The following is a 19457-nucleotide window of genomic DNA, read 5'->3' on the forward strand; positions in this document are numbered from 1 at the left end:
AAAAGGCGGGGATCTCCCGTCTTTTTTTATGTGGATGTTGATGAGTGTAATAAACGATTATATGCTTTATAGGCTGTAGTGACTGCAAGGAATGAACCGATTAAAAATAATACTGAGCCGCCAAATGTAAATATCCGGCCAATATACGTCTCTCTAGCTTCTTCTATTTTTTGTTGTAATTGCGTATTCATATTGATCACCTCGTAAACTATAGGCATTTAGTTATAGTCTATGTAGAATGCCTATATTGTGTGAAGTGTAAATAAAAAACCTCGGTAGGCACCGAGGTTTTTTATAATCCGATATAAGGAGATGGGTCAACTGCGTTTGTCTTGCCGACATTCCATTCTCCAAGATGAAGTTCGAAGTGTAAATGTTGTCCGTATGATTGGCCCGTGTTCCCCATAAATCCAAGCTGATCGCCTTGTTTTACAGTTTGTCCATTCGATACAGAACGGCTATTCATATGAGCATATACTGTCGTATATGTTTTTCCGTTTATACGGTGAGATAAATACACTACGTTTCCGTAACTAGATGATAATTCTGAACGAATAACAACGCCATCTGCAGCGGCGATAATTGGAACCGTTCCCGAAGCAGCGATGTCAATTCCTTTATGATTATCTAAAGAACGTACACCAAATCCGGAAGTTTTTGATCCAGCTGCTGGTTTGATAAAGCCACCGATATTTGTATCATGTGGTGTTGGGGCCGCTTGAGTTGCTTGAGCAGATTTAGTAGCTTGTTGTTTGCGAGCCTCTTCTGCCTGGCGAGCTTCTTCCGCTTTACGAGCTTCTTCGGCACGTTTTTCTTCTTCAATTGCTTTTTGAACAGCTTGACGTTGATTTTCTAAAATGCCTTTGGATTCTTCTAATCCTTCAATCTCTGAATCTACTTTTGCTACTTTCGTATGTAGATCGTTAATAAGAGTTTGTTGCTGTTGTTGGTTATTTTGTAATTCTTGCTGTTTTTGTTCTAGTTTTTGTTCAGATTCTTTCAGTTGTTGTTCTTTTTTCTCAACAGCCTCTTTTTCTGACGTTACAGCATTTTGATCAGATGTTTGTTTTTTTACAATATCTGTATCGTTGTTTAATATTAAACTTACGGAGTACATATTATCAACAAGATCAGCAATGTTTGTAGAGTTTGTTAATACTTCTGTAATGATATTGGTACGCGGTTTTTCTTGCATAGATTGTAACCGTTGTTTAATAACTTCCTGACGTGTATCTATGTTTGTTTGTAATTGTTCTATATGTTTCTTTTTGTCAGTAATTACTTGTTGTGTTTTGCTAATTTCTTTTTTTGTATCATTTAATTCAGTCTCGTTTTTATTAATAGAAGTAGTTAATTCATCAATTTTCTTCTGTAATTCTTGAATTTCTTTTTCTATTTGTTCTTTCTCGACTGATTTATTTTGTAAGTCACTTTGTTTGCCTTCTAATTCAGATTGAATGTTAGATAATTTATCTTGATTCGTTTCAGCGTATGCAGGTGAAAGTAACGGGGAAGCAAAAATCGTTCCTGCTGCTAAAACACTAAACGCTGCAAATTTCTTTTTCATTGTTGTCTGACTCCTTTCCCTATGAATGTTATATATCATAAGAAGAGGGGTGTCTATCGTTGTAATCATAATGTAAAGAAAATTTTATAAAATTGCTAAGTTTTGTCGGAATTTATCATTTTTCAACTGTAATTGTCATAGTACATACATTTTATTCATATGTGTAACAAAGGTATATTTTGGAATTAATCTGTAAAATGAAGAAGGAAAGTAATCGTTTTTATGAGGTGAAATATTACTTGGAAAGCTAATAAAACACTAGTGAGGAATCGTTCTCATGTTAGGTTTTCTGACATGGGTCTGCTTTTTGTCAAGAAAATTATTTGTGTTCGGGCAAAGTTATTTTGTTGTCAGATTTAAATTTTTGATTTATGATTTTTAACAGGGGCAAAATGTAGTGAATTGTCGAATAATATGTAATACTCTTAATTTCTTAGTTTTATAGAGATAGAATGAGAGATAGAGTGACACATCGAAGAGGGGGTTACAACAAATATGAAAAGAATAGGACTTGCATGGCAAATATTAATAGGGCTTGCGCTTGGTATTGCGGTTGGGGCGATTTTCTTTGATAATCCAGCTGTTGTGAAGTACTTACAACCAATTGGTGATATTTTCATCCGATTAATTAAAATGATCGTTGTACCGATTGTTGTAGCAAGTATTGTTGTTGGGGTTGCTGGTGTTGGCGATGTTAAAAAACTAGGTCGACTAGGCGGAAAAACAATTCTTTACTTTGAAATTATTACAACAATTGCAATTATTGTTGGTCTATTAATAGCGAATATTTTCCAACCAGGAAAAGGCGTAAATATGGAGCAGTTAACAAAGACAGATATTTCGAAATATACACATACGACAGAACAAGTACAAAGTCATTCATTTGCAGATACATTTGTAAATATTGTTCCAACGAACATTATGAAGTCGTTAGCTGACGGAGATATGCTTGCTATTATCTTCTTCTCTGTATTATTTGGTTTAGGTGTAGCAGCAATTGGTGAAAGAGGAAGACCAGTTCTTCAATTTTTCCAAGGTGTAGCTGACGCAATGTTTTACGTAACAAACCAAGTTATGAAATTTGCACCATTTGGTGTGTTTGCATTAATTGGTGTTACAGTTTCTACATTTGGTCTTGCTTCATTAATTCCATTAGGGAAATTACTAATTGTCGTATATGGAGCAATGATCTTCTTCGTCGTAGTTGTCTTAGGACTTACAGCGAAAATATTTGGAATCAACATTTTCCAATTCTTTAAGATTTTAAAAGACGAGCTGATCTTAGCGTATTCTACAGCAAGCTCAGAAACAGTTTTACCAAAAATCATGGAGAAAATGGAGAAATTCGGTTGTCCGAAAGCAATTACATCTTTCGTTATTCCGACAGGTTATTCATTTAACTTAGATGGATCAACTTTATATCAAGCAATTGCGGCTCTTTTCTTAGCACAAATGTACGGTATTGATTTATCTATTACACAACAAATTACATTATTGCTTGTATTAATGGTTACATCAAAAGGTATCGCAGGTGTACCGGGCGTATCATTCGTTGTATTATTAGCGACACTTGGTACAGTAGGTATTCCACCTGAAGGCTTAGCGTTCATTGCTGGTATTGACCGTATTTTAGATATGGCTCGTACAGCAGTTAACGTTGTAGGAAACTCTTTAGCAGCTGTAGTTATGTCTAAGTGGGAAGGTCAATATGACGCTGAAAAAGGACAAGCTTATTTAAAAGAGATTTCTGAAAAGGGTCAAGCGGCTTAATTATAATATGAACAAGCTCTCACATAATATGTGGGAGCTTTTCTGTATATAGAAGAGGAGCAGACATAATGAAACGTAAATATGGTGACGGTTCTTCGTGGAAGAGGCTAATAGAAAAGAGTTATACGGTTAAGCAAGTGGAAGAGGGAATGCTCGGAATACTGGATATAAAAAAGGTGAGAGAGCCTAGTTGTAAAGAATATGATGGTGAAGAACTTTGTATTGCAGCGGATCAGTATACGTGGATTCAATATTTCATAGACGGGAAAAACTTTGCGATTACCGCTATGTTAGATGATCAGAAAAAATTAGTGCAATATTATATCGATGTGGCGAAAGAATATAAAATAGACGATCGTGGTTTACCGTATTTTGATGATTTATATTTAGATGTAGTATTATTACCTAGCGGTAAGGTGTATGTATTAGATGAAGAGGAGCTAGAGGATGCTTATAAAAGTGGTGATGTCACGAAGGAAGAGTATGAGTTAGCTTGGTACACTACGAAATGGATATTAGCAACAATAAAAAATAATGAATTTTATTGGATTTCAATGTTGAAAGAAGAAATAGAAAAGTTAAAATGATTGTTGTATTCGAATTTTTGTATAATTACCAAAAAAATCTATACAAAAAATAATTGACTTTTGTTTTGTAAGCGAGTAAAGTTAGGAAAGAAATTATTATTAAAAAATAAATATGAAACCTTCTTATAAAGAGAGGCGGAGGGACTGGCCCTACGATGCCTCGGCAGCGGACTTGATTTCAGAGTGCTGTGCCAAATCCAGCAAGCGTGTGCTTGAAAGATGAGAAGAGTGTTTCTTATAGATGTATAAGACCTCTTCTCATCGGAAGAGGTCTTTTGTTATTCATTAGAAAAAGGTTGAAACTAGGGAGAGATGATACTTTGAAAGAAACGAGAGGAAATGGTTTAGCTTTATTACCACTTGGGATATTTTTGGCGCTATTTATTGGTTCTGGAATTATTACAGGTGATTTCTATAAATTGCCGATACTTGTAGCGATCTCAATTGCTGTAGGAGTCGCTTTAATGATGAATCGTAAAGAAAGTTTTAATGTGAAAGTAGAGCGGTTCGCTAAAGGTGCAGGAAATCCGGATATTATGATTATGGTATTAATTTTTGTGCTTGCAGGTGCATTTTCTGAAACTGCTAAAGGAATGGGCGGAGTAGACTCAACTGTTAATTTAGCATTAACTATTTTACCGCCAGGATTTATCGTAGCTGGAATCTTTGTTATTGGGGCATTTATTTCATTAGCGATGGGAACTTCAATGGGAACAATTGCAGCATTAGCGCCGATTGCTGTAGGTATTAGTGGTCAAACTGATATCTCAATTGCGCTTGCAATGGCTACTGTTGTTGGCGGAGCGATGTTTGGTGATAATTTATCATTTATTTCAGATACAACAATCGCAGCTGTTCGTTCACAAGGAACAGAAATGAAAGATAAGTTTAAAACGAACTTTTTAATTGTGTTACCAGCGGCTATTATTACAATTGTGCTATTAGTAATAGTTACTTCAGGAAGTGACACGCAAATTAAAGCACATAGCTTTGATTGGATAAAGATTTTACCGTACGCAGGAGTACTTATTACAGCGCTACTTGGCTGGAATGTACTTATTGTATTAACTGGTGGAACTGTACTATCTGGTGTTATCGGTCTTATAGATGGAAGTTACACGTTAGAAAGTTTCTTTAAAAGTGTAACGACTGGAATGGGCGGTATGATGGAGTTAGTATTACTTGCTATATTAATTGGCGGTATGGTTGAATTAATCCAATATAATGGTGGTATTCAATATTTAATGAATGTATTAACACGTAATATTCGTTCGAAAAAAGGAGCGGAATTTGGTATTGCTGGTTTAGTGAGTATGACGAATATGTGTACAGCGAATAATACGATTTCAATTATCTTTACAGGCCCGCTTGCTAAAAATATTGCAGATCAATATGAAATAGACCCTCGTAAATCAGCGAGTGTATTAGATCTTTTCTCATGTTGTGTGCAAGGATTAATTCCGTACGGTGCCCAAATGTTAACAGCAGCAGGATTTGCAGCGTTATCTCCGGTTGAATTGTTGCCATATGCATTTTATCCAATCTTAGTTGGAGTATGTGGGATTGCTTCTATTTTAATTGGGTTTCCAAGGTTTTCGAAAGTAGCTGAGAAAAAAGAGTATCATAAAACAGCTTAATTTAATATGAATGTTAGTAATTAAAAAACGTGCAGAGAATAGACTCTGCACGTTTTTTGCGTAAAGGGCTGAATATGACTCGGTCTTAAGTCTGAGTTAAAAACGGTTCTTAAGCTCGTTATGGGAAGATGAAAAAATAGTTAAGATAAGAGTATCAAATCGAAGGGAGGCAAGCACAAGATGAAACAATTTCTAGCGTTTATCGCAGCCGGTATTTTGGCTTTAATTGCTCTTGGTAGTCTTGCTGGTATTGTAGGATTCGCAATCGGAGCAGGAGTTGTATATTGGAGCTATAAATCATTTGTGCGAGCTAAATCATTTTTTGGAAAGTTAGCTTGGGGTATTGTTGGTTTAATCGGTTTATCCATTGCACTTTCTCATTCGCCAGCATTAATCGGTATCGCTGCTTTAGTGGTTTTATACTACGGATACCGTGAGTGGAAAAAAGAAAAAGATGTAGTTGTTGAATCTGCTCCAGAAAGTTCTAAATCATATAGCAACTTTGAAGATGAGTGGAACAAATTAATGAAAAACTAAAACAATAAATCAAATTATAATTAAAGTAGAAGAGAGGAAGATTTATAATGAAACAATCTTTATTCGGACGTGTACGCGATGCAATTTTAGCTGATTTTCATAACGTGTTAGATGAGAAGGAAAGAAAAAATCCAATTGCGATGTTAAACCAATATTTACGTGATAGTGAGCGTGAAATAACAAAAATTGAGAAGTTAATTGAGCGTCATAAAACATTAAAATCTAACTTTGCTCGTGAGCTTGAGCAAGCACGTTATTTCGTTAATAAAAGATCAAAGCAAGCTATCATTGCTCAAGAAGCAGGTGAATTACAATTGCACGAACGTGCGTTAGAAGAGGTAGCTTATTATGAAGGGCAAGTAACTCGATTAGAAGAAATGTATGCAGGTGTTGTAGAGCAAATTGATGAGTTAGAGCGTCGTCTTTCTGAAATGAAAAATAAATTAAAAGAAATGCACGCAAAGCGTATGGAACTAATGGCACGTGAAAATATGGCACATGCAAATCGTCGTATGAATACTGCGATGCATAAAATGGATGAAAATAATCCATTCTTACGATTTGAAGAGATTGAAGATCATATTCGTGACTTAGAAACTCGTATGAATGAAGAGCATGAGCGTGACACATTTGATATGAAAATTGCAAAACTTGAGCGTGAAATGAAAGAAAAGAATGATGTATCGTTAACGAAAGAGTTAACAAAATAATAGTAGTATATTATAAAACAGGCTTATGATATAGTGATAGGAGAAAAGGTGTTGGAAAGCAATGCCTTTTCTTCTATGTATATGTGACAAGAAGGGGGGAGCTGAAATGAAGAAACATTTTTCAAAGACACAATTAATGGGGATGCTCCTCATCATATTTGGGTTCGGTCTTTTTCTTGATATGATACTTGGACATTTTGAACCAGGTGGTCTCATTTTTGCATTTATTATGCTTATGTTTGGAAGGCATTATCGTAAAAAGAATCGTTATGTACGGGGAAATGTATTTTTATTTGTTGGTGGTATCGTATTTTTATTCTTCTTATTTTCATCAGCAGCATTTGTTCTTGTCGTATTTGCTTGTTTAGCTTTAATTGGTTATCAATTGATTCAACAAGGGCATCAGCAAAAAGCAATGAAGGTTGAAATTAAAGAAAAAGGGATGATAGACGAAGAGAAGCAAATATATCGTACAGAACCATATTTGAAAAATATGTTTGTAGGCAATGTGCGAATGATGGATCATATTTATGAACTTGAGGATATTAATGTTCAATATGGTGCTTGTGATGTGGAAATAGATTTAACAACTGCTATGATTCCAGAAGGGGAAACGGTAATTGTTATTCGAGGTGTCGTTGGTAATATTCGTTTATATGTGCCATATGATATTGAACTTTCTTTAAATCATTCTGTTATTGTCGGGCGTGTGCTCTTGCCAGGTCATGAAGAGACAGGGTTTAACCGCAATGTTACATTTAGAACAGAGCAGTATAAAGAGGCTCCTCGACGTATTAAAATTATTTCTTCGCTTGTCGTAGGCGACACGGAAGTGAGGAAAGTATAATGAAGAAACAAAAAAATATTTCGTGGATGTATATTCGTTATTCTATGTTGTCCTCTGTTAGTATCGCACTCATTTGTACAATTGTATATGTATGGAAAAGCGAGCAACAAGTGTATGATTTATTATGGAAGGAATCCATCGCTTCTGTTCCAATTGGCTTGTTTATTATGACTACAAGTTTACTTATCGGGGGAATTGTAGGATATGCAATCGGTTACTATATAGAGCAGCGTATACAAGGATTAAATACGTTTCTATTTGAAGTAGAGCGAGGGAATTTTCCGAGCGATGTTTCGTTTACTGCAGATGATGAATTTCATGAAGTGGAACGAAAAGTAATCGTTCTGGCTCGTCGATTAGAGGAGCAAGCTGGACTCTTTCAAAAAGTAACGAATGAACGAGCTCATTGGAATGAAGAGATGAGACAAGAAGCGATTTCTCAAGAAAGGCATCGTTTAGCAAGGGAGTTGCATGATTCAGTAAGTCAGCAGCTTTTCGCAATGTCGATGATGATGTCAGCGATTAATGAACAAATAACTGAATTTCCAGATGTGACAAAAAAACAATTGCAACTTGTTGAAAATATGGTTGTAAATGCTCAATCAGAAATGAGAGCATTGCTCCTTCATTTACGTCCTGTACAATTGGAAGGTAAGAAACTGACAGAAGGTATAGAGGAATTATTAACGGAATTATCACGAAAACAACATATGAAAATTGAATGGCTTATTGAGCCAATAGAATTAAAAAAAGGTGTAGAAGATCATTTATTCCGTATTGTGCAAGAAGCGCTATCAAACACGTTGCGACACGCGAAGGCAAAGAAAACAGAAGTGCGCCTTCGAAAAATTGATCAATATGCGATTTTAAAAATCATTGATGACGGCGTTGGGTTTGAAGTAGGGGTTAATAAGGCTGGTTCATATGGCCTAAGATCGATGCAAGAGCGTGTTCATGAAATTGGTGGGACACTCAAGGTACTTAGTTTCCCGGCCAAAGGTACACAAATAGAAGTAAAAGTACCGATTATGATTGAGAGAGGAGGAGAAGTATGATAAAAGTATTGCTTGTCGATGATCATGAAATGGTTCGTATGGGTGTATCGGCATATTTATCTACACAGCCAGATATTGAAGTAGTAGGGGAAGCTGAGAATGGAAGAAAAGGATCAGAATTAGCATTGCAATTAAGGCCGGATATTATTTTAATGGACCTTGTTATGGATGAGATGGACGGTGTCGAAGCAACACGTGCTATTATTCAAGAATGGCCAGAAGCAAAAATTGTAGTTGTAACAAGCTTTTTAGATGACGAAAAATTGTATCCTGTTATTGAGGCTGGGGCGACCAGTTACTTATTAAAAACATCAAGAGCAAGTGATATTGCTGATGCTGTACGAGCTACTTATGATGGAGAAACAGTATTAGAGCCGAAAGTTACCGGGAAAATGATGTCCCGTATGCGTCAAAAGAAAGAGCAACCTTTGCATGATGATTTAACGGAAAGAGAGTTTGAGATTTTGTTATTAATCGCAGAGGGAAAAAGTAATCAAGAGATTGCGGACGAGTTATTTATTGCACTGAAAACGGTAAAGACACATGTGAGTAATATATTAAATAAATTGAATGTAAGTGACCGTACTCAGGCGGTTATTTATGCATTTAGGCATCAATTAACGAAGTGATAAAGTGAAACTTTAATCAGTGGGGAGGTTGTTCCTCCCCCACTGATTATCAGCCCTCACCAATCGGGCTTTTACGGGCAGTTAATGCGGGATAAAGTGAAACTTTAATTGGCGGGGAATTCCTCGCTGATTATTGGCTCGATACAATATAGATTTGGCGTTAAAACTATTGAATGTTTTTATTGACGATAAATAATGTAAGCGTTATCATTGAGGTGTTAACAGTACATATAAAGGGGAGAATGTATATGTTAGTTCAAACTATATTCGGAATGGATAAGTCTAAAAAATTAGGGAATTATGTGAACGCATTACAAGCGCTTTGTGAACAATATAATGTTGAAACAGATAAAATTGCGATTATTGAGGCTACAGAGGAATACTATTTATTTTTAGTAAAGCAAGAAGAGCACTATGATGTTGTCAAGGTAGAAACAGTTGATACGAATATTGAATATTATACGAAGGCTTATAAAATAAGCAGTTTTAATCATACTGCGTATCAAATGTAAAAAAACTCCCTTTTGGGAGTTTTTTTAGGAGGCTTTTACTTCGTGAGATTCGGTTACTAATGGAACTTTTTTCGTACCGCTTAACTTAGCCATTGCAAGACCAATAAGAGCTCCTGCTAATGCTGGTATTAGCCAGCCGATTCCTTCATTATATAAAGGGATAAATTCAAAATATGGTGTGATAAATGAAACTGAAATACCACCTTGTTTTAATCCATCAAATACGCTCACTACAGCTGCTCCAATTAAAGCACCTACATAAACAGAGCGATATCCACCGAAGTATTTATGAAGTAATGATAGTAGTACGAGTACAATCGCAATTGGATACACAACAAGTAGAATTGGAACAGAGATTGCGATAATTTTCGTTAAACCTAAGTTGGCAACTAGTAATCCTAATGCGCAAATGATACTCGCGAACGTTTTGTATGAAAATGTAGTCAATAATGTTGAAAAATATTGGCTGCACGCAGATACGAGTCCAACGCATGTCGTTAAACAAGCGAGTGTAACGATAAGAGATAATAGGAGCAAACCGTATGGACCGAATAATTGTTGTACGATAACAGTAAGTAGCTGTCCGCCATTTTTTGCATATCCGAGCGAGACGCTAGTTGCCCCAAGCCAGCCGAGTGCACCGTATACAAGTACGAGCCCTGTAGCGGCAATAAGCCCTGCTTTTGCTGTGGCGATGGCAATGGACTTACGATCATTCACACCTTTAGAGCGAATTGCATTTACAACGATAATTCCGAATGCAAGTGCTGAAATAGTGTCCATTGTTAAGTAGCCTTCCATAAAGCCTTTGAAGATTGGAGAAGTTTGATACTCTTGCATTGCTGGTCCTGATTGCCCAAGTGGTGTAAATACACTTTTAACAAACAATAAGAAAATAGAGAGTAATAAAATAGGTGTTAATACATTTCCAATACGATCAACAAGTTTAGATGGATTCAAACTCAGCCAAAATACGATAGTAAAGAAGATGATTGTATATACAAATAGCACTAGGCTGCTAGAGCGGATTGTTTCTGGTAAGAAAGAACTAACACCCATTTCATAAGCGACATTTGCAACACGTGGGATGCCCATAGATGGACCGATAGCAATGTATACAATTACTGTAAAGAAAATTCCGAATAATGGATGAACATGACTTGCAAGTTGCTGCATTCCATTTCCAGATAGAGAAATTGCGATAACAGTTAGTAGTGGTAAGCCAACTCCTGTTAGTAAAAATCCAATCATTGCTGGCCAAAAGTTTTCACCTGCATTTTGGCCAAGCATGGGAGGGAAAATTAAATTACCTGCCCCAAAAAATAAAGAAAATAGCATAAGACCCGTGAAAAAAATATGTTTTTTTGATACAGTGTTCATTGTTTTTCCTCCTTTTTTAAATTCATTTGTAAGAACACAAAAAACTCGTCCCTAAAGAAAGGGACGAGTTATATTTACCCGCGATACCACCCTAATTTACACATGTAGAAATAAATCTATATGTATACGGCTTTGCAACGTACAACATGATACGTGTTCCTTGTAACGGGGGACGGCCGGTAAGAACTTACTGTAACATTCGGTTCTACTTCTCGGAGATGATTTTCGGTTACGCGCTGAACGTTGGCTTTCAGCAAATCGCCAACTCTCTGGGGAACAGTTCTATAACGTACTCGTTCTCGTCAATGAATTTTTATTCAAGTATTCTGACAGTATTGTTGCATGTTTTTTTTAGAAAGTCAATATGTTTTTTGAAAGATATATTTATATACGGAAATATCGAAAGTGATATTCGTTGTTGTAAAGGAAATGATGAATTGTAAAATGGGAGTGAAAATTTGCGGAGAATTGTAAATTTTATAGAGAAAATTGATATTTATAGGAGTGAAGAAGGGATTGTTTGAATTTATAGAGAATAATACAACAATCCACTTGCTGGAAAGAACAAACCAAAAGAGGTGACTGAAATGCTTGCGATGGGAGTATTATTTGGCATTATTGCTATAATTGGTTTTATGTGGTTATATTATTCGCGTTCGTTTAAACAAGCAGAAGTTTTACTCTTTCAAAAAGGTAGTTTGTTGACAAATCAGTCTAGATATTTAGTATGTCCGAAGTGTGGAAGTGCACAGGCCAGAAGTGGAGGATATCAAGAGTGTTGCAAAATTAGATTATGAAAGAAAGGAAGCCTCACATTATTTTGTGAGGCTTCCTTCCTTACAACTTCATGGCGCTCCAAATTGTCCATCGATCTCTTTCAATAATAGGAGAGACGTTTTGTAATGCGGTCTGTATATGTTGTAGAAGTTGAGAAAGTTCATCATCTGTTAACTCATATAGAATGGATCGACCTGTTCGAGGAGATAAATCTTGCAATAATGTTTCTACAGAATCATGTATTTTTCGTATTTCCCATTGTGTTTGTGTGGGAAGTACATGAAGAGAATGTTTTTGTAATTCTGTCTGTATAGTGTTGGTTTTTGGACGTCTTTTTGACTCTATTTCAATAAGTTTTGGAAATAGAGAGAAAAAATATCCGCGAATGTGTTCGGGACTTCCTGGAATTGTACAATCTTCAATTGTTCGATCTTGTAAAATAAGTACACCGTTTTTATTTAATATACGAGAAGCTTCACGTAAAAATGTAGGAATGTCTTGTAAATGATGAATAACTGCACGCGAAATAACTATGTCGAATGTTTCATTAGGGTATGGGATATTATGTGCATCACCGTGGATGAATGAAATGTTTGAAAAGTTGTTACAATTTTCTTTTGCAGCTTGTAATATTTCTTTTGAAAAATCAAGTCCCACAACATTATTGGCTCCCATAAGAGCGAGTTCTTTCGTATAAATCCCACCACCACAGCCGATATCAATTATTTGCTTGTTTTGTATTTCTGTAATGTTTTTTACCATTTCAGCCCAAGAAATATGAGCGTTTCTTGTTGCATATGTGTACTTATTATTTTCATCATGAAAATTAATGGACATGATAAAGACCTCCTTTCAATGATTAGTATAGCGTATTTAATAGGATGTCACGTTTTTGTTTTATGTATGAAGATTATAAGGATTTCTTATCGTAAGAGGAGGATTAATTTGAAAGGGAAATATGTATTGGTGTTGTTGTTTGTTATGTTACTAGCAGCTTGTGGTCAAGTTGAACCGAAAAAAGAAACAAAAAAAGTAGAAGAGACGGTGAATGAAGTGAAAGAAACAATAGGGGTAACCGTTATACAAAAAAAACATAAAGAGAAAAAGTTGCAGGAATCAGAAGCGAAGTTAGTAATAGACATTTTGAATAAAGCTGAGAAACAAGAAATAACAGGAAGCTTCGGTGAACCTGAATATGAAATACAAATTAGTAGAGATGGGAAAAAAGAAACTTATTATGCATGGTTAAGGGGAGAAGATAGACGAGGATGGGTGCAATATAAGAAAGCTATGTATATGTTGAATGAAAAAGATACGGAAAAGCTTTTGGATATATTTCCAAATGTCTCAGAACAAAAAGAAGATGAGATGCAGGTAAGCCCTTTAACGGAAGTAACAAAAAAAGATTTGCAGATTACCGCGTTTCATATTAAAACAGGCGATCAAAACGTGAATTATACGGTACGGTATACGATTTCACAATCACTATACAATAAGTTAGTGAAGGAGCAAGAATATTATTTGCAACTCAATTTTCCAGAAAAAGTTCAAAAATTAATTGGAGCAAAAGAGAGTGAAATGATTTTAGGTGAAAAAGTAAAGGAAGGGTATAAGCAATATGAATTACATGCTACTGTTCCGATAAAAAGCGCTTCAGAATCACAATTAAAATCATTAGAAACATATTACGAAAGTTATGATTTGAAAATATTAAACAGTAAAAAAGAAAAAATAGGTGTGTTTCAAAATATAATTCAGATTGTTAAAGATTATGGTGAAAAAATGAATTTTCAAAGATAAAGTGAGACTTTAATTAGCCCTTACGGATTGGAATGAATATAAACTCGTCAAATCTATATGACCTTTCCTAGGAAATGATAATAGAGAGGGGAAAGCACCCCTCTCTATTACTTTGCTTTTGCAGATGGCTCATTCATTGATTTTCGTGTAATAAGAAAAGAAATCATAAGAGCGGAAAGGATGACAAGGGCAATAAATACGTGATTGGGCAACAAATCTAATAATAATACGTAACTAACGGTATAAAAAATAAGAGTTGAAGCTAAAAACGATAGAGCACCTATTATAAGAGATTGTAAATTCATTTTTGTACACCTCCTTTTATTTATATTTTTGGCTGAAAATGGATTATATAAACATTATTTCTAACAATAGAAAAAAATATGTCATAATAGAGAAAAGAACAAGCTTTAATGAATGAATATGATTCATTAATGAGAGATAAAGGAGAGGAATATGAAAAATAATAAAAAAGGATTATGGGGAATTATTGTTGCGATAGGTCTATTTTTACTGTCTAAGTTAAAGTGGGTATTTGCAATTTTTAAATTAGCAAAGTTTTCAACGGTATTTAGTATGTTTCTATCGCTTGGCGCATACGCAGTTCTATATGGTTGGAAATTTGGAGTGGCGCTCATTTATTTGTTGTTTGTTCATGAAATGGGCCATTTATGGGCTGCGAAAAGAAAGGGGATCCCAACATCGCCAGCAATCTTTATTCCATTTATGGGGGCCCTTATTGGAATGAAAGAGATGCCGAAAAATGCGAAAGATGAAGCTTACATTGCCTATATGGGTCCGCTTTTCGGACTTCTGTCATTTTTACCCGCGATACCGCTTTATATAATGACGAAAGAGCCATTTTGGGCGCTTGTTATTTTGCTTGGAAGTATGATTAATTTCTTTAATTTAATTCCCGTTTCGCCGCTAGATGGTGGGCGAATTATTTCAGTTGTCAGTACTAAAATTTGGGGAGCAGGCCTTATTTTATTACTTGGCTATTCAATTTACTTTAAAAGTATTTTGGGAGGATTTATTGTTATTATCGGTTGTATGGAGTTATATAGAGTAATAAAGAGAGATGAGCCGATTAAGGAATTAGGGCATAAAATTGATGGGATGAAAGAATATGTTACTAGGCTTGAAGAGGAATTAAAAGAAACGGGTGCTGTACATCGGACTATATACGTGATGCATCATGAGATGAATGCATTAAGACAAAGAGAACGGGAAAAAGAGTTACAAATAGGTGAACTTCAAAAAATGGAAGTGTTAGAGTATCTTTTACCGAAGTTCGAACCGTTAGATTATGTTCCATATGAAGATGAAAAAGATGAGTATACAATTCACATAAGGGAAGCATTTGAAGCGTCAGAAAGAAAATTAAATGAATGGAAAACAGAAAAGGAACAACAAGAAAACTATTATAAAGTGGATGCGAAAACGAAATGGACAGTATTTGCTTGTTATATTGGATTAATGGCTATACTCGGTTACACAGCTTATGAAGGATATATTGTTTTACAAGAACATTTGCCAACGAGAAATGTATAGAAAAATATTGTCGAAATGATAGGAAGAATTTATACAGGAATTATATTTCTACGAGAGAAAGTTACAAGTATAGTCATACATTGTAATATTTTTAGTAGAGAAGGAGTTCTGTATATGAAGAAATTGTTAAGTGTATTCGGGATTATTATCGTGATGATCATTGCGAGCTATAGTCTTATGAAAGTGCTGTTACATTATGCGAATAAGCCTGCTGAGGTAAATACAATAGCTCAAATAGAAGATGTGCAAGAAGAGACAAAAGTGCTAAATTTTATTCGAATGACACATGAAAGCTATAATAATTTCTTAAATTACGGTAAAGCAGAGAATTATACAGACGGGGATTGGAATCAATTTAAGCAATGGTTTCAACAACAAGAATCATCGTTAAAAAATATACATACAGAAATAAAGAATGAAAAAATAAAACGTGATGTAAATAGAAGCTATGAAATTGTAAAAAAAGGTGTGGAACTTCAAAATATTGAGTATGTAGTGTATGCCCACCGTGTATATCATGACTTGGATATTATCGTAAATAAATATAGAGGTGAAACGAATATCTGGGGATATACGGAGTTTGGCGATGGGAAAGATATAAAAGTAATTGAACAAGCTATACAAACAAAATAATAAGCTAGCTAGAATTCTAGTTAGCTTATTTTCTTTTGTAAATACAATGTTCATATATTATTCACAAAAACACCGTGTTAATAGTGATTAAAATCACAATCTGCATTATAAGATTCAGTTAAACTAAAAACAGTTAAGGAAATAGAGGAGTGGGATACAATGTTAAGTGCAAAAACAATTGAAATCGTAAAGTCAACAGTACCATTATTACAAGAAAAAGGCGTTGAAATTACAACGAGATTTTATGAAATTTTATTTTCGGAACATCCGGAGTTATTGAATATTTTCAACCATACAAATCAGAAAAAGGGAAGACAACAACAAGCGTTAGCGAATGCTGTTTATGCAGCTGCAACGTACATTGATAATTTAGAAGCTATTATTCCAGTTGTAAAACAAATTGGTCATAAGCATAGAAGTTTAGGTATTAAAGCAGAGCATTACCCGATTGTAGGTACATGTTTACTACGTGCCATTAAAGAGATCGCAGGTGCACCTGATGAAGTTTTAAATGCATGGGGAGAAGCATATGGTGTCATTGCTGATGCATTCATTAGCATTGAAGCAGAGATGTATGAAGAAGCTGCACATAAAGAAGGTGGATGGAAAGACTTCCGCAACTTTGTGATTGTTAAAAAAGTGAAGGAAAGCGATGTTATTACGTCATTTTATTTGAAACCTGAAGATGGAGGGAAAGTTTCTTCATTCATCCCAGGTCAATATGTAACGATTCAAATCAATATTGAAGGTGAGACATATACACATAATCGTCAATATAGTTTATCCGATGCTCCTGGGAAAGAATATTATCGTATTAGTGTAAAAAAAGAAAAAGGTGTAGATACACCAGACGGTAAAGTGTCTAATTACTTACATGAACATGTAAAAGAAGGAGATGTTTTACCAGTAAGTGCACCAGCGGGAGATTTCGTGTTAAATATGGATTCAACATTACCAGTTGTACTAATTAGTGGTGGAGTAGGGATTACACCGATGATGAGTATGTTAAATACGTTAATTGAACAAGATTCAAAACGTAATGTATATTTTGTTCATGCAGCAATAAATAGTAATACACATGCAATGAAAGAACACGTTAAGACAGTAGAAAATGAATATGAACAAGTTAAAGCATATACTTGTTATTCTGCACCGACTGAAAAAGATTTAGAAATGAAGAACTTTGATAAAGAAGGTTTCATTGAAAGTGAATGGTTAAAAACTATTATTCCGACAACTGAAGCAGAGTTTTATTTCTGTGGTCCAGTAGCATTTATGAAGCATATAAATGCTGCACTAACTGATTTAAGTGTGAAACAAGAGCATATTCATTATGAATTTTTCGGCCCAGCAACAAGCTTACAATAAGCAAAAAAACGAGGTATTTATTTTACCTCGTTTTTTATTTGTTCTCGTAATAAACGGTTTACTGTTTCACGACGTATACCTATCAGTTGACCAATTTCGGTTTGTGTTAATATTTCATATATAGGAATGTCACCTAAATATAGGGCGAACCATTCTTGTAAACGATGAAGACGTTCTTTCGGAGAGACGGTTGTCAATTGATCAATTCGTTGTTGCATCATTCTTAATTTAGATTGCAATTGCATAGCGATGTTAGCATACGATTCGGGATTTGCTTGAAGTCTCTCGTACCATTCACTATTAGTGATCGGTTCCACTTCTGTTTTTATTAAAGCGATAGCTGTACCGTGATATTCTTTCGGTGAAATTAAAGAATGATGAGGTATCGTTTCACCTGGAACGATAATGTTGAATAAAAATGGTGTTCCGTCTTCTTCTAGCCGAACTACTTTTAATAAGCCTGTTTTTATAAAGTATAAAGGACCGTCCTCGCCTTGACGGAATAGTACATCTCCTTTGTGTAGAATCAATGTTAGCCCCCCATTAATATGTTTCTATTTCTTCTATTTTAGCGTATATGTATATAGACAATATGCTATTTCAACAGCAATTTCATTGACGAAATGTATGCTATTACAGTAGTATACTATTTAGTGTGTAATAGTACTAGCAATGAATACGCTGTAGGGGGTTTAGTATATTGTTAGATGCGATGAGAATGACGGATATGAGAATTCCGGCGAATGCTATCATTCATGTAGAAGAGATGAAAGGTGGAGTCGTTTTATCCGTTGAAGTAGACGGCCAAATTATTTATACGATGGCTTATGATGAAGAAACAGATAGCTATGCTGAATTATATGATCGAAACGATAAGAGGGCGTGCCAAGTACATGAAGACTTCATGGGGTGGTCACTTCTTCATTAAAAAAGATGTCAATATGACATCTTTTTTTATTAAATCGATAGAATATACAAAGAAATGAAATATAAGGATAAAATTTGTAATAATTGATTTTGCATTGTTAGCACTCTGTAACTGCAAGTGAACTATTTTTTCGCTATCATAAAGATAACAGTCGCAGTTATAGGAGTGGTCAACTTGAAGAAAGTACATATTTCAAATTATATGTTATTATGTGTTTGTTTAATTTTATTTGTTCTCCTCGGAGGATTTTTATATTCATGTGTATAAGAAAAACGCATTCTAAAAAGAATACGTTATAAAAGGGAAATAATGATTAATCTAGTTCCAAGAATAATCAACGTAATACGTAATAAATTAATTACGGCGTTACCACTTAGTTTTGTATTAATGTAAGCCCCGATTTTTCCGCCAATCCATGCACCCGGAATCAGGATTAATGCATAAATCCAGCTGACATTTCCAAGTGAGATGTGAGTTGCAGAACTTACAATTGCTGATAGAAATACGATGAACATTGAAGTTGCTACTGCAATATGTGCTGGGAATGCAAAAAGAAGCATCATTGCTGGAACAAGTAAGGCACCGCCACCAATTCCAAATAATCCAGATATAAACCCAACTATAAAGGCGATAAAGATAGCAAGAAACGGTGGGAATTGGTAGTGTACAGTATTTCCATCATTATCTGTAAAAGAACGCTTAATTACAGACGTATTTGAGAGGGAAAGAGGTTTTAATTTGTCTCGAAGCATAAGTAGAATTGAGACGAATATAAGGAAAATCCCAAAGTATAAAGAAAATGTGTCTTGGTTTAAAAATTTATTTGCCCATGATCCGATAATACCACCAGGGCCGCTTCCGATAAATAAAATAAGTCCACTTTTATAATCTACTCGCTTATGCTTCATGTAAGTAAGGGTGGAAGATAGTCCTGTGAAAACGACTGTTACCATAGAAGTCCCTACTGCAAGTTGTGGTGATAAACTGTGTAATCCAATTAATAACGGAACAATAATAATTCCGCCTCCAAGCCCAACTAGGCTGCCGACTGTTCCGGCGATTAGTCCGATGAAAAGTAACATGATGTATTCCAAAATTGCCAACTCCTCTAAATAACTTATCCACCAATTATTATACACGCTTTTTAATGAGAAATAGGCTTGTTC

Annotated in this window: 22 protein-coding genes, 1 riboswitch and 1 other annotated feature; of the genes, 15 read left to right on the forward strand and 7 right to left on the reverse strand. The window is 34.9% G+C overall.

Annotated elements, in window-relative coordinates; translation table 11 throughout:
- Positions 1-26 precede the first annotated feature (26 nt).
- On the reverse strand, positions 27-191 hold the full coding sequence (locus DN407_RS31555) for a hypothetical protein (RefSeq protein ID WP_001096002.1): 165 nt from the start codon (positions 189-191) through the stop codon (positions 27-29).
- 101 nt (positions 192-292) lie between these two features.
- Positions 293-1567, reverse strand: coding sequence for a murein hydrolase activator EnvC family protein (locus DN407_RS07060; RefSeq protein WP_000726071.1), 1275 nt, complete (start codon positions 1565-1567; stop codon positions 293-295).
- A gap of 495 nt (positions 1568-2062) precedes the next feature.
- On the opposite strand from DN407_RS07060, the gene gltP reads away from it, so the two are divergent.
- From gltP to DN407_RS07105, 9 genes are all read left to right on the forward strand, one after another.
- Positions 2063-3337, forward strand: a complete 1275-nt coding sequence (gene gltP / locus DN407_RS07065; RefSeq protein ID WP_000821131.1) for a glutamate/aspartate:proton symporter GltP — start codon at positions 2063-2065, stop codon at positions 3335-3337.
- Positions 3338-3405: 68 nt separating this feature from the next.
- Positions 3406-3924 (forward strand): ribonuclease FAU-1 family protein, encoded by a 519-nt coding sequence (locus DN407_RS07070; RefSeq protein ID WP_000824661.1) that lies wholly within the window; start codon positions 3406-3408, stop codon positions 3922-3924.
- 120 nt (positions 3925-4044) lie between these two features.
- Positions 4045-4150, forward strand: a riboswitch (SAM riboswitch).
- Between the two features lie 94 nt (positions 4151-4244).
- Positions 4245-5561 carry a Na+/H+ antiporter NhaC family protein gene (locus DN407_RS07075; protein WP_149216140.1) on the forward strand — a complete coding sequence of 439 codons (1317 nt, stop codon included), beginning with the start codon at positions 4245-4247 and terminating at the stop codon, positions 5559-5561.
- A 180-nt stretch (positions 5562-5741) separates the two neighbouring features.
- Positions 5742-6098 (forward strand): lmo0954 family membrane protein, encoded by a 357-nt coding sequence (locus DN407_RS07080; RefSeq protein ID WP_000808641.1) that lies wholly within the window; start codon positions 5742-5744, stop codon positions 6096-6098.
- A gap of 47 nt (positions 6099-6145) precedes the next feature.
- Positions 6146-6808, forward strand: coding sequence for a PspA/IM30 family protein (locus DN407_RS07085; RefSeq protein WP_000814127.1), 663 nt, complete (start codon positions 6146-6148; stop codon positions 6806-6808).
- A 106-nt stretch (positions 6809-6914) separates the two neighbouring features.
- Positions 6915-7655: a cell wall-active antibiotics response protein LiaF gene (liaF, locus tag DN407_RS07090; RefSeq protein WP_000716096.1), complete on the forward strand. Its 741-nt coding sequence runs from the start codon at positions 6915-6917 to the stop codon at positions 7653-7655.
- The gene (locus DN407_RS07095) at positions 7655-8710 is read left to right on the forward strand and encodes a sensor histidine kinase (protein WP_000744326.1); all 1056 of its coding nucleotides are present in this window, start codon (positions 7655-7657) and stop codon (positions 8708-8710) included. The genes liaF and DN407_RS07095 overlap by 1 nt, the downstream gene beginning before the upstream one ends.
- Entirely contained in the window at positions 8707-9339 is a 633-nt protein-coding gene (locus DN407_RS07100; protein WP_000598707.1) for a response regulator, read from the forward strand. The genes DN407_RS07095 and DN407_RS07100 overlap by 4 nt, the downstream gene beginning before the upstream one ends.
- A 173-nt stretch (positions 9340-9512) precedes the next feature.
- The gene (locus DN407_RS07105; protein ID WP_149216141.1) at positions 9513-9851 is read left to right on the forward strand and encodes a DUF3922 domain-containing protein; all 339 of its coding nucleotides are present in this window, start codon (positions 9513-9515) and stop codon (positions 9849-9851) included.
- 24 nt (positions 9852-9875) lie between these two features.
- On the opposite strand, the gene brnQ3 is transcribed toward DN407_RS07105, so the two are convergent.
- A complete protein-coding gene (brnQ3, locus tag DN407_RS07110) occupies positions 9876-11231 on the reverse strand; it encodes a branched-chain amino acid transport system II carrier protein BrnQ3 (protein WP_001099140.1) in 1356 nt (451 codons plus the stop codon).
- A gap of 56 nt (positions 11232-11287) precedes the next feature.
- Positions 11288-11546 (reverse strand) — a binding site (T-box leader).
- 272 nt (positions 11547-11818) lie between these two features.
- Here brnQ3 and DN407_RS07115 point away from each other — a divergent pair.
- Positions 11819-12028 carry a hypothetical protein gene (locus DN407_RS07115; RefSeq protein ID WP_000880630.1) on the forward strand — a complete coding sequence of 70 codons (210 nt, stop codon included), beginning with the start codon at positions 11819-11821 and terminating at the stop codon, positions 12026-12028.
- Between the two features lie 40 nt (positions 12029-12068).
- Here DN407_RS07115 and DN407_RS07120 read toward each other — a convergent pair whose 3' ends face one another.
- Entirely contained in the window at positions 12069-12845 is a 777-nt protein-coding gene (locus DN407_RS07120; RefSeq protein ID WP_000026286.1) for a class I SAM-dependent methyltransferase, read from the reverse strand.
- Between the two features lie 108 nt (positions 12846-12953).
- Here DN407_RS07120 and DN407_RS07125 point away from each other — a divergent pair, with 108 nt between their 5' ends.
- Positions 12954-13808, forward strand: coding sequence for a YhfM domain-containing protein (locus DN407_RS07125; protein ID WP_000677064.1), 855 nt, complete (start codon positions 12954-12956; stop codon positions 13806-13808).
- 107 nt (positions 13809-13915) lie between these two features.
- On the opposite strand, the gene DN407_RS07130 is transcribed toward DN407_RS07125, so the two are convergent.
- A complete protein-coding gene (locus tag DN407_RS07130; protein ID WP_001053356.1) occupies positions 13916-14113 on the reverse strand; it encodes a hypothetical protein in 198 nt (65 codons plus the stop codon).
- 151 nt (positions 14114-14264) lie between these two features.
- On the opposite strand from DN407_RS07130, the gene DN407_RS07135 reads away from it, so the two are divergent.
- From DN407_RS07135 to hmpA, 3 genes are all read left to right on the forward strand, one after another.
- Positions 14265-15362, forward strand: coding sequence for a site-2 protease family protein (locus DN407_RS07135; RefSeq protein ID WP_000794491.1), 1098 nt, complete (start codon positions 14265-14267; stop codon positions 15360-15362).
- Between the two features lie 114 nt (positions 15363-15476).
- Positions 15477-15995, forward strand: coding sequence for a hypothetical protein (locus DN407_RS07140; protein WP_000735526.1), 519 nt, complete (start codon positions 15477-15479; stop codon positions 15993-15995).
- A 159-nt stretch (positions 15996-16154) separates the two neighbouring features.
- The gene (gene hmpA, locus DN407_RS07145; RefSeq protein WP_000947317.1) at positions 16155-17363 is read left to right on the forward strand and encodes an NO-inducible flavohemoprotein; all 1209 of its coding nucleotides are present in this window, start codon (positions 16155-16157) and stop codon (positions 17361-17363) included.
- 17 nt (positions 17364-17380) lie between these two features.
- On the opposite strand, the gene DN407_RS07150 is transcribed toward hmpA, so the two are convergent.
- Positions 17381-17893, reverse strand: a complete 513-nt coding sequence (locus DN407_RS07150) for a Crp/Fnr family transcriptional regulator (RefSeq protein ID WP_000600581.1) — start codon at positions 17891-17893, stop codon at positions 17381-17383.
- 170 nt (positions 17894-18063) lie between these two features.
- On the opposite strand from DN407_RS07150, the gene DN407_RS07155 reads away from it, so the two are divergent.
- Positions 18064-18291 (forward strand): hypothetical protein, encoded by a 228-nt coding sequence (locus DN407_RS07155; protein WP_000883009.1) that lies wholly within the window; start codon positions 18064-18066, stop codon positions 18289-18291.
- Between the two features lie 293 nt (positions 18292-18584).
- Here the strand turns inward: DN407_RS07155 and DN407_RS07160 are convergent, their stop codons facing one another.
- Positions 18585-19385, reverse strand: coding sequence for a sulfite exporter TauE/SafE family protein (locus DN407_RS07160; protein ID WP_000455762.1), 801 nt, complete (start codon positions 19383-19385; stop codon positions 18585-18587).
- Between the last annotated feature and the right edge of the window lie 72 nt (positions 19386-19457).

It is taken from the genome of Bacillus sp. JAS24-2, from assembly GCF_008274905.1.
Taxonomy (GTDB): domain Bacteria; phylum Bacillota; class Bacilli; order Bacillales; family Bacillaceae_G; genus Bacillus_A; species Bacillus_A cereus.